Below are 17,240 nucleotides of genomic sequence, written 5' to 3' on the forward strand. Positions count from 1 at the left end.
CCCGGAACGTGTCAGCTCATGACAGGTGAGGAACCGCCGAGCTCCTCGAGCGAGACCGGCGCGGTGAACGACTGCTTGTCGACCTTCGGCTTGCCCGCCTTGCCGGTGGGCTTCTTGGCCGTGGGCTTGCCGTACTTCGACGCGTTGCACGCATCCTCCTTATCGGCCTTCGGCTTCTTCACCGTAGGTTTCTTCGCGGCGGGCTTGCCGTACTCGGCAGCGTGGTAGGCGTCCTCCTTGTCCACCCGGTCCGCCGACTTCGTGCTCGACTTCGGTGGCGCGGCCTCGGCGATCGCCGGGGCGAGGGCGGCGGAGGTCGGGGGCGCCGCCACCGCCACGGCGGGCAACCGGACGGCCGCCCGTCCCAGCAGTCCGGACGAGCCCTTCTCGACAGTGCCTCGGCCGGCGGGCATCGATCGTTCCTTCCAGTCGCGGGAGTTCCCCGGCGGACCGCCGGGGAACGAACCATCGCTTCCCACGCCTGGCGAAAACAACCCCGAACCGGTGTCCCGAACAGCCTCGAAGCCCGGTTCAGCGCCCCACGAGCGTCGCGGCGATCGTCGTGGCCACCGCCTCGTCCAGCACGGACAGATGATCTCCCGGCACCTCCAGCACCTCGGCACCCGGCGCCAGCGCACGCCAGCGGTCGAACTGCGCCCTCGGCCAGTGGCTGTTCTCCGCCCGCAGAACCAGCAGCGGGAACTCGGTGGGCTCCGGCCGGTACCGCCGCTTGGCCCGCTGCAACGCGGTCATCCGCTCCAGCAGCAGGCGCAGTTCCTTGCCGCCCAGCTCCAGCGCCGGGGCACCGACGCCGAGCTCACGCAACCCGGCCAGCACCTCCGCATCGGGTTCGGTGGCGCGCCGGCTCCACGCGACCAGGCCGGCGAGCACCTGGTCCACCTGGCGCTGGGCGGCGGACTCCGGATCGGGCACCGGGGCGTCGATCAGCACGGCCGCAGCCCGCTCCCCCGCCCGGCACAGCCGCCCGGCGACCTCGTAGGCCAGCACCCCGCCCAGCGACCAGCCGCACACGGTGTACGGGCCCGGCCGGTGTGCCCGGATGCGCTCGGTGTGGTGCTCGGCCAGCGTCCGGATCGGATCGTCGCCACGGCACAGTTCGGGGTCCCACGCCACGCCGACCGCTTCCCGGTCCGGTTCCAGCGCCTTGGCCAGCGCGCGGTAACCGATGAGTTCCCCGGCCCCGTCGTGCAGGCAGTACACCGCGTCCGGCGAGTCCGCGGCGTTGAGCGCGACGAGCCCGCGCACGCCGGGCCCGTCCAGGGCCCGCGCCGCCACCCCGGCCACCGTCGGCGCCTCGAACAACGCCCGCAGCGGCACCCGGACCCCGGCTTCGGCCAGTTTCGCCACCACCCGGCCGGCGAGCAGCGAATGCCCGCCCAGCTCGAAGAAGTTGTCGAACACCCCGATGCGGCCGATGCGCAGCTGCCGCCGCCACACCTCGGCGACCACCTCCTCGGTGACCGAGCGCGGCGCGGCGAACAACGCGTCCGCCGTGCGCTGCCCGTCCGCCGCGGGCAACGCCGACCGGTCCACCTTCCCGTTGGGCGTGCGGGGAACGGCGTCGACGAACACGAACCGCCCCGGCACGAACTGCACCGGCAGGGTTTCGCCGAGCCACGCCCGCAGCTCCCCGACCACCGGTCGCTCCCCGCGCGGCACCACGTACGCGACCAAGCCGGTGTCACCCGCGACCACCACGGCCTCGGCGACCCCGGGGTGCGCCGTCAGCCTGGCCTCCACCTCACCCGGCTCCACCCGCACCCCGCGTACCTTGACCTGGTGGTCGACCCGGCCGAGGAACTCCAGCACCCCGTCGGCCGACCACCGGCACCGGTCCCCGGTCCGGTACAACCGGCCACCGCTCGACGAGCCCGTCTCACCGTCACCGAACGGGTCCGGCACGAAGGCCGCCGCGGTGGCCGCCGGGCGCCCGCGGTAACCCCGCGCCACGCCGGGACCGCCGATCAGCAGTTCCCCCGGCACCCCCACCGGGCACGGGTTCATCGCCGCGTCCACCACGTAGACCCGGACGTCGTCGGCGGGCCTGCCGACCTGGTAGGCGGGGCCGTCGGCGGCGGGCAGCGGCAGCCGGGTCGCGGTCATCGTGGTCTCGGTCGGCCCGAACTGGTTGACCACCTTGCCGCGCAGCCACGGGCACCCGGCCAGCCGGTTCGCGCTCAGCCGCTCACCCGCGCACAGCACCAGCCGGAGCCGGTCGAGCGCGCCGGCGGCCACCGGTACCGCGGCGAGTTCGTAGAGCAGCGACGGCACCACGCTCAGCAGCACCGTCGCCCGTGTCGTTTCGAGCAGCCGGACGATCTGGGCCGGTTCCTTCCCCGGCGGCACGACCAGCCGGGCACCGGAGGTCAGCGCGCCGAAGATCTCCCGCACCGACGCGTCGAACCCCAGGCCCGCGAGCGCGACGGCGGTGTCGTCCGGGCCGAGCCGGTATTCCCGCCGCAGGAACCGGAGGTGGGTGGCGACCCCGCGATGGGTGGCCTGCACCCCCTTCGGCGTGCCCGAGGAACCGGAGGTGTAGGCGACGTAGGCGAGCCCGTCGGGGTGCACGGGCCGTGCCGGGCTGCTCGCCGGCAGGCCGGTGTGCGCCTCGGGGCCGACCACCCGGTCCGCCCAGGCTTCCGGCACCTCGGCGGGCCGGTCGGTGACCACCAGGACGGCGTCGGTGTCCCGCAGCAGGAATTCCCGGCGGGCCGCCGGGAGCGCCGGATCCAGCGCCACGTAGGCGGCTCCGGATTTCAGCACGGCGAGCACGGCCACGACCGCCCGGATCGACGGCGGCAGCTGGATGCCGATCACGGTTTCCGGTCCGGCTCCCCGGTCCAGCAGGTGCCGGGCGAGCTGGTTCGCCCGCTCGTCCAGCTCACCGTAGGTCAGGCTCGGCCCGTCCGCTTCGGCGACGGCGATCGCGCCGGGCCGTTCCGCGGCACGGGTTTCGACCAGTTCGTGCGCGGCTTCGGCCGGTGGTGCGGCCGAGGCGGTGTCGTTCCACTCCTCGACCAGTTGCTGGCGTTCGGCCACCCCGAGCAGCGGCAGGCGGGAGATCGGGACGTCGGCGTCCACCACCACCGCGGCCAGCAGGTGCTGCAGGTGCCCGGCCATCCGCTCGATCCGGTCCCGGTCGAACAACGCGGTGCTGTAGCGGATGAACCCGTCCAGCCGCTCCCCGCCCTCCCGGAAGGCCAGGGTCAGGTCGAACTTGGCGCGCCCGGCCAGCAGCGGGTACTCCTCGGCCCGGATGCCGGGCAGGTCCCACTCCAGCTCGCGGACGTTGTTGACCAGGAACATGGCCTGGAACAACGGGGTCCTGGCCAGGTCGCGCTCCGGCCGCAGGTCCTCCACCAGCTGCTCGAACGGCAGGTCCTCGTTGTCGTAGGCGGTGAGCGTGGTTTCACGGACCCGCTGCAGCAGTCCGGCGAAGGTCGGGTCGCCGGAGACGTCCCCGCGCAGCACCAGGGTGTTGAGGAAGAACCCGATCAGCGGCTCGGTTTCGGCGTGGTTGCGGTTCGCCAGCGGCGTGCCCACGGCCACGTCGTACTGCCCGGAGTGCCGTGCCAGCAGCACCTGGAAGGCGGCCAGCAGCACCATGAACAACGTCACCCGGCGCTCGCGGGCCAGCTCGAGCAGCCCTTCGGCGACCACCGGCGGCACGCTGAACGGGACCGCGGCCCCCGCCGTCGACCGGGTGCGCCCGCGTGGCCGGTCGGTAGGCAGGTCCAGCGGCGGCACCCCGGCCAGGGTTCTGCGCCAGAACTCCAGTTGCCCGGCCGCCCGCGGCCCGGTCAGCCGCTTCCGCTGCGCCACGGCGTAGTCGCGGTACTGGAAGTCCAGCGGTGGCAGGTCCGGCTCGACCCCGGCCGCGGCCGCGCGGTAGGCCGCGCTCATCTCCCGCAGCAGCACCCCGGCCGACCAGGCGTCGATCACCGCGTGGTGCCACACGGTGATGAACACGTGCTCCTCCGGTGCCAGCCGCAGCACGGCCGCCCGCCACAGCGGGGCCGTGGTCAGGTCGAACGGCTCGGCCAGCAGATCGGCGGCGTACTCGTCGATGCGCCACGCCGTGGTCTCGAACACCGGCAGTTCGACCTCGACCCGGTCGTCGACCAGCTGCACCGGCGTGCCGCCGTTGTCGGCGAACCGGGTGCGCAGGATCTCGTGCCTGGCCACCACCACGCGCAGCGCCTGGGCCAGCCGGGCGGGGTCCAGCGGCCCGGCCAGCCGCCAGGCCCACGGGACCAGGTACTGCAGGCCGCCGGGTTCGAGCCGGTCGAGGAACCACAGCCGCTGCTGGGCGTGCGACAGCGGGGCGCCCATCAGCGCTCACCGTCCAGCCACCGGCGCAGGCTCAGCGGGCGCAGGTCGGTCCACACCCGCTCGATGTGGTCCAGGCACACCTGTTCCGGGCCACGCACCCCCTCCGGCCGCCAGCCGTCGGGCAGCGGCACCGACTCGGGCCAGATCGAGTACTGCTCCTCGTCGTTGACAACCACCCGGTATTCGGCCATGACGCTCCTCCTTCGCGTGGGTCAGCGCTCGTGCCAGGCCAGCCGGAGCTGGTCGAGGTGGGGCAGGCCGGCCAGGGCGGCATCGGCGTCGGCGAGGAAGTCGATCAGGCAGGCCACCTCGTCGACCCCGGCCCCGGCCAGCTCGGCCACCACACGCAGGCCGTCGGTCACCGTGCCGAACAGCCCGGCGTCGTCGAAGTACCGCTCGAACGCGCGACCGGCCAGGAACGCCAGGTCCTCCTCGTCGAGCTGGTCCAGGTCGATGCCGCGCAGCACCAGCGATGCCGACTTGGCCAGGTAGCCGGTGAACGGCTCGCGCACGAGTTCACGCACCTCGTCCCGGTCGGCACCGAGGCAGGTGTGGGCCATCACCACCACGTGCCCCGGCCCGCCGTGCGCGGCGGCGTGGGCCTCGCGGTAGGCGGTGATCTTGCCGCCCAGTTCCGGGATGTCGTGCCCGATCAGCGTGGTCAGCACGCCGACGCCGAGCTTCCCGGCGAGCCGGAAGCTGTCCACGTTGCCCGCGGTGCTCAGCCACATCGGCAGTTCGGCCCGCACCGGCGGCGGGAAGATGCGCACCCGGACCGGTTTGCCGGTGCCGTCGGCCAGTTCGACGTGGTCGAGGCGCCAGAGCCGCCGCAGCGCCTCGATGGTTTCGGCCAGCGCCTGCCGCCGTCCGGCGTACGCCTCCGGCCGGATGGCGAAGTCCACCGCGTGCCAGCCCGACGCCAGCGCGATCCCGGCCCGCCCGCCGGAGAGGTTGTCCACCACGGCCCAGTCCTCGGCGATGCGCACCGCCGGGTGCAGCGGGGCGACCACGCTGCCCGCCCGGATGCCGACCCGCTTGGTCACCGCCGCCAGCGCGGCCCCGGTCACCGCCGGGTTCGGATAGGCACCGCCGAAGGTGTCGAAGTGCCGTTCGGGGGTCCACACGGCGGTGAAGTCGTGCTCGTCGGCGAACCGGGCGCCTTCGAGCAGCAGCCGGTACCGGTCGCCTCCGGCACCGGCGTCGTCGGCGAAGTAGAACAGGCTGAAGTCCACCGCGTTCCCTTCCTCAGTCCGCGATCCCGGCGGTGCGCCGGGCGCGCTGCCGTCTCATCCGCGCCCGCGCCCCGGCCGCCTCCGGGGTGGCCCGGGTTTCCGCCGTCCCGCGCAGGTACCGGGCCAGGGCGGCGATGGTCGGGTGGCGGAGCAGTTCGACCATCGGCACGTCCCGGCCGAAGCGGTCGCTCAGCTCGCTGCGCACCCTGGCCAGCAGCAGCGAATTGCCGCCGGCGTCGAAGAAGTTGTCCTCGGCACCGGCGGGCGCGTGGTCCAGCACCCCGGCCCACACCCGCGCCACGATCGACTCGACCTCGTCCAGGTGGGTGCTCCCCGGCCGCGGTGCTTCGGCCACGGCGGCCTCCCGTGCCGCGATCGCCCGCCGGTCCGGTTTGCCCGCGGCCGTGTGCGGCAGGTCCGGCACCACGGTGATCCGGGCCGGGACCATGTACGCGGGCAGCCGTTCGGCGAGTGGCGCCCGCAGGTCCCCGGTGACCTCCCCGGTGACCGAGGCGACCAGCCTGCGGCTGACCGGATCGTCGCCGAGCAGGGTGACCACCGCCTCCCGGACGTGGTCCAGTTCACGCAGCACCGCTTCGATCTCCTCCAGTTCCACCCGGAACCCGCGGAGCTTGACCTGGTGGTCGGCGCGGCCGAGGAACTCCAGCGCCCCGTCGGACCGGAAGCGGGCGCGGTCCCCGGTCCGGTACAGCCGCGAACCCGGCGCGCCGAACGGATCGGGCACGAACCTCGCCGCGGTGGCCGCCGGTGCGCCCAGGTAACCCCGGGCGAGGGCGGGCCCGCCGAGGTAGAGTTCGCCGGGCGCCCCCGGCGGGACCGGGGTGAACCGGTCGTCGAGCACGTACGCCGTGCTGCCGCCCACCGGGCCGCCGATCGGCACCGGCGCGGGCACCCCGGCCGGGTCGATCGGGTAGGCGGTGGACAGCGTGGTGCCCTCGGTCGGGCCGTAACCGTTGAACAGGCGGCAGCCGGGCAGTTCCGCCAGCGCCCGCCGGACCGCCTCGGCGGAGAGCACGTCCCCGCCGACCATCAACCGGCGCACCCCGCGCAGCCGATGGAGTCCACTGTGGACCACCTCGTGGAACAGCGGGGTCGCCAGCACCACGGTGGTGGCCCCGGCCCGCTCGATCTCCACGGCGGCGTCGGCGATCGGATCGGCACCCGGCGGCAGCACCGCGAGCCGGGCCCCGTTGGCCAGCGCACCCCAGATCTCCAGTGTGGCGATGTCGAACGACGGCGGGGACAGCTGGAACAGCACCTCACCGGGCCCGGGTTCGGCCCACGAGCGGTCGGCGGCCAGCCGCAGGACCCCGCGGTGCGTGATCGCCACGCCCTTCGGCCGCCCGGTCGAACCGGAGGTGTACATGACGTAGGCCAGCGCGTCCGGATGCCCGTCCCGCGGCAGGGAAACCGCCGGAGCCGCCTCGGCGCGCAGGTCCTCGGCGGCCACCGCGCCGGGCACCCGGTCCGCCGTCGGCCGGGTGCCCAGCACCACGACCGGACGGGCGTCGGCGACGATCCGGTGCAACCGCTCGGCGGGCAACGCCGGGTCCAGTGGCAGGTACGCGGCGCCGGACTTCAACACGGCCAGCAGCAACACCGGCAGGTCGAGCCCGCGTTCCGCGCAGACGCCGACCAGGCGTTCCGGACCGGCGCCCCGCCGCACCAGCAGGCGGGCCAGGTGCTCGGCCCGGTCGTTCACCTCGCGGTAGGTCAGCCGCTGGTTCCCGCACGAGAGCGCGACGGCCTCGGGTGCCTGCCGGGCCACGGCCGCCTGCACGCTCGAAGCGGGCAGGGTCACCGCCGGCCCCACCCGGCCGGATCCGGCCAGCGGCAACCGGGACAGCGTCACCCCCGGATCGGCCACCACCGCGGCGAGCACCGCCTGGTACCGCTCGACGAGCAGGCGGACGGTTCCCGGCGTGAACAGGTCGAGGCTGAATTCGGCGAGCAGGACCAGCCGGTCGCGTGCGGTGTCCTCAACGGACAGCGCCAGGTCGAACTTGCTCCCGGTCACCCCGGGCGACTCGCGCGAAACGCGGACCCCCGGCAACTCCAGTTCCCCGCCGGGTGTGTTCTGCCCGGCGAAGAAGACCTGCACCAGCGGGTGGCGGTCCAGGCCACGCGGCACCGCGAGCAGGTCCACCAGCCGCTCGAACGGCAACTCCTGGTGGGCGAACACGGCCGCCGCCGTCCGCTTCACCCGTGCCAGCACCTCGCCGAACGAGGGGTCGCCGTGCAGGCGCGCCCGGAACGCCAGCGTGTTGACGAAAAAGCCGACCACACCGTCGAGTTCGGCGCGGGCACGACCGGCCACCGGTACGCCGACGGCGAAGTCGCGCTGCCCGCTGTACCGCGCCAGCAGTGCCTGGAAGGCGGCCAGCGCGACCAGGAACACCGTGGTGCCGTGCGCGGCGGCGAACTGGCGCAGCGCCACGGCCAGCTCGGCCGGGAGTTCGGTCTCGAAGCTGTCACCACGCTGGCTGAGCACCGCGGGCCTGGCGTGCTCGGCGGGCAGTTCCCCGGCGGGCACACCGCCGAGTTCCGCCCGCCAGAACCCGGCCAGCGCGGGATCGGGGTCCGCCTGCTCCCATTCCGCGAAATCCCGGTACCGCAGGGGAAGGCGGGGCAGCCGGGGTTCCCGTTCCTCGACCCTCGCGCGGTACAGCTCGCCGAGTTCGCGCCGCAGGATGCCCATCGACCAGCCGTCGACCACGATGTGGTGCGCCACGCACACCAGCACGTGCTCCTCCGGCCCGACCGGCGTCAGCGACACGCGGAACAACGGTCCTCCGGCCAGGTCGAATGGTTCGTCCACAGTGGATTCACCGATTCGCAGCACGGTTTCCGGCGGAGCGAGCACCCGCTGCACCGGAATCCCGTTTTCGGCGGGAAAAACGGTGCGCAGTGATTCGTGCCGCCGCACCAGTTCGGTGCACGCCCAGCCGAGCGCGCCGACGTCGAGCGGGCCGTGCAGCCGGTGCACCATCGGCACCGAGTACGCGAGGCCCCCGTCGCCCAGCTGGTCGAGCACCCACAGCCGGGTCTGGGCCGAGGAGAGCCGGGCGGGCCCGGGTCCGGCCACCGGGATCGGCTCGGCACCGCCCCGCTCCGGCAGCCGTTCCGCCAGCGCGGCCCCCGTTCCGGCGGCGAGGACCTCCCGCAGCGGCACGCCCAGCCTGGCGGCCACGCGCATCAGCTGCACCGAGTCGATGCCGAGGTCGAAGAAGCCGTCGTCCAGGCTGACCGGGGCGATCCCGGCGAACGCCGCCGCCACCCGGTGCTCGGCCGGGGTTTCCGGGTCGCGGCCGGCGGCGGGCGCCGGTTCCGGCAGGGCGGCGCGGTCCACCTTGCCGTTGGCCGTCATCGGCAGCCGGTCCAAAACGGTGACACCGGCGGGGACCTCGAACTCCGGCAGCCGCCCGGCCAGCTGCCGCCGGATGTCCCGGCCGCTGACCCGGCTGCCGCGGCGGAGGGTGACGTAGCCGGCCAGCGCGCGCTCGCCCGAGGCGTCCACCACCGTGGTCACCACGGCTTCCTCCACGTCGTCCACCGCACGCAGGGCGGCGGCGACCGCCCCGGTTTCGATCCGGAAGCCGCGGATCTTGACCTGGTCGTCGATCCGGCCGAGGAACTCGAGCGTCCCGTCCGCCCGCCACCGCGCCCGATCGCCGGTGCGGTACATGCGGGTGCCGGGCGCACCGAAGGGATCGGGCCGGAAGCGCCGCGCGGTCAGCGCCGGTTCGCCGAGGTAACCGCGGGCCAGCCCGGCACCGGCCACGTACAGCTCACCGGCGACCCCGGCCGGGCACTTCGCCAGCGCTTCGTCCAGCACGTACCCCACCGCACCCCGGATCGGCGTGCCGATCGGCACCGGTCCCGGGGCGCCGTCCAGCCGGTGGCAGGTGGTGAACGTGGTCGCCTCGGTCGGCCCGTAGCCGTTGACCAGCGTGCCGTCCGGCATCGCCCGGATCGCCCGCCGGACCAGGGCGGGCGAGAGCACGTCACCCCCGGCCAGCAGCCGCCGCAGCGGGCGGAGCGCACCCGGCCGTTCACGCACCACCAGGTGGAACAGGCTGGCCGTCAGCCAGGCCGTGGTGACCCCTTCGGCTTCGATGACCGCCTCGATCTCGGCGGGCCCGGCCTGGCCGTCCGGCAGGACCGCCACGCGGGCACCGTGGGCCAATGCGCCCCAGATCTCGAAGGTGGAGGCGTCGAAGGCCAGGGGCGCGGCGTGCAGGAACACCTCGTCCGCGCCGAACCGGGTGCAGTCGCCGGTGACCAGGTTGACCACGGCGCGGTGCGGTACGGCGACCCCGTGCGGGCGTCCGGTGGAGCCCGAGGTGTACATGACGTAGGCGAGCGCGTCCCCGGGTACGGCAACGGGTTCGGCCGGATCGGCGTCGAGTTCGCCCAGCACCAGCACGGCGGTATCGGGCACGGCGTCGTCGAGCACGGCCCGGTCGGCGGCCGTGGTGAGCACCACCGCCGGGTGGGCGTCGGCGACCATCGCCCGCAGCCGGTCCGGTGGGTACGCCGGGTCCAGCGGCAGGTAGGCGGCTCCGGCGCGGAGGACACCGAGCAGGACCGCGGGCAGGCCGGCCGACCGGCGCAGGCACACACCGACGAGCTGGTCCGGGCCGATCCCGCGGTGGCGCAGCGCGCCGGTGATCCGGGCGGCGGCCCGGTCCAGTTCGCCGTAGCTGATCCGGCGCCCGCCGCCGGACACCGCGGTCCGCTCCGGTGCCCGCGCGGCCTGCGCGATCACCAGCGCGGCGACCGTGGTGCTCATCCGGCCGCCGCCACGAGCCCGGCGATGCCGGTCACGGTCGGGCGGTCGAACAGCGAGTGCAGGGAGAGCTTGACGCCGAAGCGGTCGCGGAGCCGGGTCAGCATCTGCACCGCGGTCAGCGAGTTGCCGCCGAGGTCGAGGAAGTTGTCCGTGAGCGAGAACCGGTCGTGGCCGATCAGCTCGACCCAGATCTGCCGCACCGCCGCGGTGATTTCGTCCGCGTCGGCCGCCTCACGCGGCTCGGCCACCACCACCGGCTGGGCCACCGGGACCGCACCGGCGTCGATCCAGTGGCGTTCCCGCTGGTAGGGGTAGGTCGCCATGGGTACCCGGCGGCCTTCGCCGGTGCGGAAGGCCGCCCAGTCGAGCCGCCCGCCCGCGGTCCAGTACCCGGCCACCACACCGAGCAGGTCGCGTTCCCGCACCACGCCCGCGCGGGTCTTGCGCCCGACCGGGAACACGGCGGGATCACCGGTGCCGCCCAGTTGCCGCACCACGTCGGTCAGCACCTGCCCCGGGCCGAGTTCGAGCAGCACCGGGTCGGGCAGGTCGAGCGCCCCGGCCACGGCGTCGGCCAGCCGGACCGGTGCCCCGGCCTGGTCCACCCAGTGCGCGGCGTCGAGCCGGGTGCCCGCGGGCAGCGGTTTCCCGGTGAGGTTGGTGAACAGCGGCAGGGTCAGCGGCTGCCAGGTGACCGCTTCGGCGGCGGCCCGCAGTCCGGCGAGCGCCGGTTCGATCAGCGGGGTGTGGAAGGCGTGCTCGACCTTGAGGTCCACGGTGGCGATGCCCTCGGCGGCCAGCCGCGGGCCCAGCGCCCGCACCGCCTCCGGTGTGCCGGCCACCACCACGGCCTCCGGCCCGTGCACCCCGCTGATCCACGCGGCACCGTCCAGCAGGGCACGCACCCGGCGTTCGGAGGCGGCCACGGCGAGCATGGCCCCGGCCGGGGTGGCCGCCATCGCCCTGGCCCGCCGTGCCACCAGCGTGAGCCCCTCGTCGAAGGACACACCGCCCGCCACGCAGGCGGCGGTGTACTCACCGAGGCTGTGGCCCAGCACGGCGGTCGGCTCGACCCCGCCTTCGGCCAGCCGCTTCGCCAGCGCGTAGCCGGTGACGAACAACGCCACCTGGGTCAGCCACGACGGCGCCTCGGCGGCCGGGTCGCGCAGGACCGCGGTGAGCGCCGGTTCACCGAGGACCGCGCTGCTGCGCTCCACGATGGACGAGACGGTCGCCGAGTGCTCGCCGAGTTCGGCGAGCATCCCGGGGCGGAAGGTGCCCTGCCCGGGGAACAGGAACACCACCTCGCGCACTTCGCGGGGTGGCCGCGCGGCGGTGATCAGGCGGGCGTGCAGCTCCGCCGCCGGGTCACCGGGAACGGCCACCACCGCGGCCCGGTGGCCGAATCCGGTGCGCCCGGTCTGCAGGGTGAACGCGGCGTCGGGCAACGGCGGCAGCGCCGCGGTGGTCGCCTTGGCGAGCGCGCCGAGCGCGCGTTCCGAGCGGGCCGAGAGCGGCAGGACCACCGGCCGCTCCCCCTCCGGCGTGGGCACCGCCACCGGGGCTTCCTCCAGCACCACGTGGGCGTTGGTGCCGCCGAGGCCGAACGAGCTGACCCCGCACCGGCGCGGCGCACCGGGCACCCGCGGCCACGACGCCAGCTTGGCGTTGACCACGAACGGGGAACCGGCGAGCGGGAGGTGCGGATTGGGGCGTTCGAACTCGATCGTCGGCGGGATCACCTCCTCCCGCAGCGACAGCACCGCCTTGAGCAGGCCGGCGATCCCGGCCGCGGCGTCGAGGTGGCCGATGTTCGGCTTCACCGAGCCCAGCGCGCAGTACCCGGTCCGGCCGGTGCCCCGCCGGAAGGCCGCGGTCAGCGCGGCCACCTCCACCGGGTCACCCAGTTCGGTGCCGGTGGCGTGGGCTTCGACGTAGGTGATCTCGTCGGGGCCGACCCCGGCGACCTGGTGCGCCAGCGCGATCACCTCGGCCTGGCCGTCGGCGGCCGGTGCGGTGAAGCCGAGCTTCGCCCCGCCGTCGTTGTTCACCGCCGAGCCGCGGATCAGCGCGTGGATCGGGTCACCGTCGGCCAGCGCCGCCTCGGCCCGTTTGAGCAGCACCACCGCTCCCCCGTTGCCGCCGACCGTGCCGTCGGCGTCGGCGTCGAAGCTGCGCAACCGGCCGCTCGCCGAGATGATGCCGTTCGGGGTGTGCCACTGCCCGGCGAGCTGCGGCAACGCGATCGACGCCCCACCGGCGAGCGCGAGGTCGGCCTCCCCGCACAGCAGCGCCTGCCCGGCCAGGTGCACCGCCACCAGCGAGGTGGAGCAGGCGGTCTGCACGGTCAGCGCCGGACCGCGCAGGCCGAGCAGGTAGGCCACGCGGGTGGCCAGGAAGGTGCTGTCGGTGCCCATGCGCACGGCCAGCTCGCCGACTTCGGCCTCGATGCCGGACGGGAGCACGTGGTGCGTGAGGTAGGTGCTCGCCGAGGAGCCGACGTAGACACCGACCCGGCCGGGGCACGATTCCGGCGGGTAGCCCGCCGATTCCAGGGCGGTGCGGGCGCATTCGAGCAGCAGCCGCTGCTGCGGGTCGGTCAGCTCCGCCTCACGCGGGGTCATGCCGAACAACTCCGCGTCGAACTCCTCGACCGCGCCGAGCACCCCGCGCACCGGGACGTAGTCCTGGTGGCCGACGTGCTCCGGCGGCACCCCGGCCGCCAGCAGTTCCTCCTCGCCGAACCGGGTCAGCGAACTGCGCCCGGCCTTCAGGTTCTCCCAGAACTCCGCCGCCGAATCCGCGCCGGGGAACCGGCAGGCGAAGCCGACGACGGCGATCGCGTCCTCGAGATCGGTCACGCCGGTTCCCCTTTCCGAGCGGCGTCTTCGGTCCGGTGCAGGGCGGCCGAGGCGAGGGCGGCCACCAGTGCCGCGGCCACCGCGACCAGCCAGCCCCCGCGTGGGCCGAGCGCGTCGATGGCCACGCCGGTGGCCGCGGCGGCGACCGCCGAACCCGCCTGCCGCGCGGAACTGAGCCAGCCGAAGGATTCGGTCAGCACCCCGCGCGGGACCACCGCGTCGAGCAGGCTGAACTGCGCGGTCATCGCCGGCGGGGCGACCACCCCGGCGGCGAACAGCAGCGCCGCCACCGCGGGCAGCGGCAGGTCGAGCGCGAGCACCGCCACCACCACCGCGAAGAAGGCGTGCATGGCCACCAGCTGCCAGGCCAGCCTGCCCGGCCACGACCGCCAGCCCCAGACCAGCCCGCCGCCGATGCCGCCGACGGCGAACCCGGCGATCAGCCAGCCCGCGGCCCACGCCGCCGAGCGCTCCACCGCCTGCCCGGCGGCGGCGATCTCCAGCGCGGTGATCGCGGCGAACAGGGCGAACCCGCCGGGCAGCGACAACCACACCGCCCGGGTGCGCAAGGCACCGGCCCAGTGCGCCCCGCCCGCCTCCGGCACCGGGCGCATCACCTCGGTCAGCCGCGGGGACAACGCCAGGGCCAGCGAGCTGAGCAGCGTCAGCGCGGAGCACACCAGCAGCCCCACGCCCGCGCCGACGGTCACCGTCGCCGCGGACACCAGCAGCGGCCCGGCCAGCAGCGTGCTCTGCACCGCCAGCGACTCCGCCGAGAAGGCGGCCCGGCGGCGGCGCTCGTCCGGCAGCAGCCTGCTCCACGCCGAGCGCATCACCACCCCGGTCGGCGGCATGGTCGCGCCGATCACCAGCCCGGTCAGCACCAGCAGCGGCACCGGGGCGCCCACTTCCGCCAGCGGCCACAGCACCGCCAGCGCCAGCGCGTGGGAGATCCCGCTGGAGACCAGCACCGGCCGGGCACCCCGGCGGTCGACCAGCCGGGCCCGGAACGGGGTGAGCACGCCGAGCCCGGCCGCGAGCGCGCCGCCGACCTGACCGGCCACCGTGTAACCACCGGTGCTCTCCTGCAGCACCAGCACGATCAGCAGCACGATCATGCCGCCGGGGGTCCGGCCGAGCACGCCGAGCGCGAAGAGCAGCCGCACCCCGGGCCCGGCGAACAGATCCCGGTACGCCGACCGGCTCCGCGAATCCGCTCCGATGCCTGTCAACCGCCGCACCTCGATGGTCTCGGGCCATTCCGGTGAATCCGGGAAAAAAGGGGCCCAGGCCAGAATTCTGGCACCGCCGGGGGTCCTGGTGAATCGGCTGTCCAGGTGACCGCCGTTCGCCGGATTGCCACTGACCGAAACAGAAAGGCGCCCTCCGTCCACAGAGGACGGAGGGCGCCGGTGGACCGGGTGCTCAGACGCCGGCGATGGGCTTCCACTCCCGCAGCGAGGCCACCCGCACACCGGGCACCGAATAGTAGGGATCCTCCGCCATGATGCGGCGGACACCCGCTTCGTCGGTGTCGAACACGAGCATCGCCCCGGAATCGTCGGCCCACGGGCCGGCCAGTTTCAGCAGGCCCTCGGCGTGCAGCCGGGTCAGCTGCTCGCGGTGCGCGGGCCGGGCGGCGAGCCGCCGTTCGTCGTCGTCGAATTCCAGCTCAAGAACGAACATCAGCCCAGGCTAGTGAGCCACCGGGTCCACCACAATCTCAACCCGCGCCCGCACCCTGGCCTCCAGTTCGTCCAGTTCGGTCACCGAAGGGGCGTCGATCAGGAAGGTGACCGCCCGGTCGTCGGACTCCCGGAGCGGGCCGAGCACGCTGCCCGGTTCCTTCAGCACGAGCACCGCCCGCAGCGCGGGCGGGTCCCCGGCCGCCCCCGGGGTCAGTTCGGGCCAGAACTCGCCCTTGCCGACCCAGACCGGATCCACCCCCGGCCAGTCCAGCGCGACCGAGCGCAGCACCCCCGGTTCGTGTTCCAGGTAGACCTGCCGGGCGAACCGCCGCGCGGGCGGGTAGTCCGCCGGTTCACCCAGCGCGATCCGCACGATCGCCGGTTCCATCGGCGCACCGGTGGCCAGGTGGTACAGCGGCAGGATGCCGTCACCGGGGGTGCGGGCGGCGACCTCCATCAGCACCACCTCGCCGGTGCCGGTGCGCCGGAACTCGCTGTGCACCACGCCGTCGGCGAAGCCGAGCCGGGAGACCACTTCCCGGTTGGCGGCCAGCAGGCCGGCGTTGCCCGGCCCCTCCGGCGCCGGCACGCTGTGCCCGAGTTCGACGAAGGACTCGGCACCGGATTCGTTGGTGTGCTTGAGGGTCAGCGATTCGAACACCACTTCCCCGTGCTGCACCAGCGCTTCCACCGAGTACTCCGGCCCGGTGACCAACTCCTCCACCAGCAGCGTCTCGGCGGGCAGGTAGTCACCGAGGCAGCTGGTGAGCTCGGTGGCGCCGGCGATCTGGCGCACCCCGGAACTGGACCGGCGGCCCGAGGGCTTGAGCACCAGCGGGTACTTCAGCGCGGCGGGGTCGAGCGAAGCGCGCTCGGCCGCCGGGACCACGGTCACCGCCGGGCTCAGCTCCCGGAGGTAGAACCGCTGCAGGTACTTGTTCCGGCAGATCCGGGCCGCGCGCAGGCCGGGCGAGGGCAGCCCGAGCGCGTCGGCCACGATCCCGGCCTGCTCGACCAGCATCTCCCCCGCCGCGAACACCCCCGCGATCCGGTAGCGCTCCTGCCACCGGTGGACCTGGGCGATCACCCCGGCGGTGAAGCTGCCGTCCAGTTCCACCCTGCCCTCGACGAAACCCGCGTCGTGGATCAGCGCGCCGGTGCCCTCGGTGGCGTCCAGGCAGGCGAGCGTCTCGGCCCGCCAGCCTTCCGAGGTGATCACCAGTGCCTTCAGCCCCCGGCGGTCCAGTTCGGTCAGGTACCGCCAGTTGCGCACGATCACCCGCAGTCCGCCGAGCAGCACGAACGCGGGCGTTCCCGGGCCGCTCATTCGTACCCGAACTGGGTCAGGGTGTCCCCGAAGACCTCGTTGAAGTGCGCGATGTTCCGCTCGGTGAACTTCTCCCGCCAGGCCCCGGTCTGGCCGCGGAAGAAGCTCCACGAGTCCGGGTTGTACACCTTGGCGGCGACCTCCTCGGTGTCCAGGTTCGAGTCGATGTGCCGCAGCAGCCGGTCCACCGCGTCGAGCTGCCGCTGCCGGGAGCCGCCGCCGTCCGGGCCGACCAGGTCCTCGTAGCTGACCTTGCACACGTCGGGGTGGTGCAGCAGCCACAGCGACTTGCGGTACTGGTCCCAGCCGAGGAACGACTCGTCGGCGATGGCGTACTCGATCTTCTCCTCCCAGGTCGGCTTGCTGGCCAGGATCCGGCTGAAGACGTCGAACTCGTAGAAGTTGCCGTACCCGGCCCGCGTGCGCCCCTCCAGGAAGTTGATCATCGAGACCAGGGTGTCACGGGGATCTCGGTAGTTGAAGACCATCCGCGGGCTGCCGGTGTCCACCCACTCCCGCAGGAAGTTCCCGTCCACCTTGTTCACGTCGAGTTCGTGGAAGATCCAGCACAGCCCCGGCGGGGTCTCGTCGAACCGGCTGTAGGCGATCTCCGGATTGGTGATCAGGCTCTCCGCGTGGTCCACCCTGGTCTGCCCGTAGCGGGTGACCACCCGCTGCCCGAGCCTGCCCTGCCAGCTCCAGCCCAGCGCCGTCCAGGCCGCCTGGGTGCGCTCGGCGAACTCCGGGGTGCCCTGCAGCTCCAGCAGTTCGTCGTAGTCCGTTTTGGACAGCGTGAGCTGGGCGATCCGCCGCCGCTGCTCGTCGTCGAACTCGGGCACGTTGCGCGGGTCGGGCCGCGGCACCCCGGCCATCTTGTAACCGAGTTCCACCATCAGCCCCTGCATCAGGTGCGTGCCCGCCTTCTGCAGCGAGATCACCATCGTGCGCGGTGCCTTTGCCATAGGA

10 protein-coding genes are annotated in these 17,240 nt (G+C 73.9%); all 10 read right to left on the reverse strand.

From position 1 onward, the window contains the following. Window positions 1-11 precede the first annotated feature (11 nt). Complete coding sequence (locus AC07EG_RS21115; RefSeq protein WP_478254834.1) at window positions 12-413, reverse strand: hypothetical protein; 402 nt, start codon at window positions 411-413, stop codon at window positions 12-14. 118 nt (window positions 414-531) lie between these two features. Further along, entirely contained in the window at window positions 532-4,353 is a 3,822-nt protein-coding gene (locus AC07EG_RS21120; protein WP_478254835.1) for a non-ribosomal peptide synthetase, read from the reverse strand. Then, window positions 4,353-4,544 carry an MbtH family protein gene (locus AC07EG_RS21125; protein WP_478254836.1) on the reverse strand — a complete coding sequence of 64 codons (192 nt, stop codon included), beginning with the start codon at window positions 4,542-4,544 and terminating at the stop codon, window positions 4,353-4,355. Before AC07EG_RS21125 ends, AC07EG_RS21120 begins: the two co-directional genes overlap by 1 nt. 21 nt (window positions 4,545-4,565) lie before the next feature. Next, entirely contained in the window at window positions 4,566-5,585 is a 1,020-nt protein-coding gene (locus tag AC07EG_RS21130; protein ID WP_478254837.1) for a MupA/Atu3671 family FMN-dependent luciferase-like monooxygenase, read from the reverse strand. 13 nt (window positions 5,586-5,598) lie between these two features. Further along, a complete protein-coding gene (locus AC07EG_RS21135) occupies window positions 5,599-10,398 on the reverse strand; it encodes an amino acid adenylation domain-containing protein (protein WP_478254838.1) in 4,800 nt (1,599 codons plus the stop codon). Then, the gene (locus AC07EG_RS21140) at window positions 10,395-13,259 is read right to left on the reverse strand and encodes a type I polyketide synthase (RefSeq protein ID WP_478254839.1); all 2,865 of its coding nucleotides are present in this window, start codon (window positions 13,257-13,259) and stop codon (window positions 10,395-10,397) included. The genes AC07EG_RS21135 and AC07EG_RS21140 overlap by 4 nt, the downstream gene beginning before the upstream one ends. Next, entirely contained in the window at window positions 13,256-14,491 is a 1,236-nt protein-coding gene (locus tag AC07EG_RS21145; RefSeq protein ID WP_478254840.1) for an MFS transporter, read from the reverse strand. Before AC07EG_RS21145 ends, AC07EG_RS21140 begins: the two co-directional genes overlap by 4 nt. A gap of 193 nt (window positions 14,492-14,684) precedes the next feature. Then, window positions 14,685-14,945 carry a YciI family protein gene (locus AC07EG_RS21150; RefSeq protein WP_478254841.1) on the reverse strand — a complete coding sequence of 87 codons (261 nt, stop codon included), beginning with the start codon at window positions 14,943-14,945 and terminating at the stop codon, window positions 14,685-14,687. A gap of 9 nt (window positions 14,946-14,954) precedes the next feature. Beyond that, on the reverse strand, window positions 14,955-16,274 hold the full coding sequence (locus tag AC07EG_RS21155; RefSeq protein ID WP_478254842.1) for an ATP-grasp domain-containing protein: 1,320 nt from the start codon (window positions 16,272-16,274) through the stop codon (window positions 14,955-14,957). Then, window positions 16,271-17,236 (reverse strand): sulfotransferase family protein, encoded by a 966-nt coding sequence (locus AC07EG_RS21160; protein ID WP_478254843.1) that lies wholly within the window; start codon window positions 17,234-17,236, stop codon window positions 16,271-16,273. Before AC07EG_RS21160 ends, AC07EG_RS21155 begins: the two co-directional genes overlap by 4 nt. Between the last annotated feature and the right edge of the window lie 4 nt (window positions 17,237-17,240).

The sequence above is a fragment of the Amycolatopsis sp. NPDC045836 genome (assembly GCF_056431745.1).

Bases quoted from the DNA above. Each gene is read 5' to 3' on its own strand.
- AC07EG_RS21150 (WP_478254841.1), bottom strand. From the start codon at position 14,945: ATGTTCGTTCTTGAGCTGGAATTCGACGACGACGAACGGCGGCTCGCC.
- AC07EG_RS21160 (WP_478254843.1), bottom strand. From the start codon at position 17,236: ATGGCAAAGGCACCGCGCACGATGGTGATCTCGCTGCAGAAGGCGGGC.
- AC07EG_RS21115 (WP_478254834.1), bottom strand. From the start codon at position 413: ATGCCCGCCGGCCGAGGCACTGTCGAGAAGGGCTCGTCCGGACTGCTG.
- AC07EG_RS21155 (WP_478254842.1), bottom strand. From the start codon at position 16,274: ATGAGCGGCCCGGGAACGCCCGCGTTCGTGCTGCTCGGCGGACTGCGG.
- AC07EG_RS21120 (WP_478254835.1), bottom strand. From the start codon at position 4,353: ATGGGCGCCCCGCTGTCGCACGCCCAGCAGCGGCTGTGGTTCCTCGAC.
- AC07EG_RS21125 (WP_478254836.1), bottom strand. From the start codon at position 4,544: ATGGCCGAATACCGGGTGGTTGTCAACGACGAGGAGCAGTACTCGATC.
- AC07EG_RS21135 (WP_478254838.1), bottom strand. From the start codon at position 10,398: ATGAGCACCACGGTCGCCGCGCTGGTGATCGCGCAGGCCGCGCGGGCA.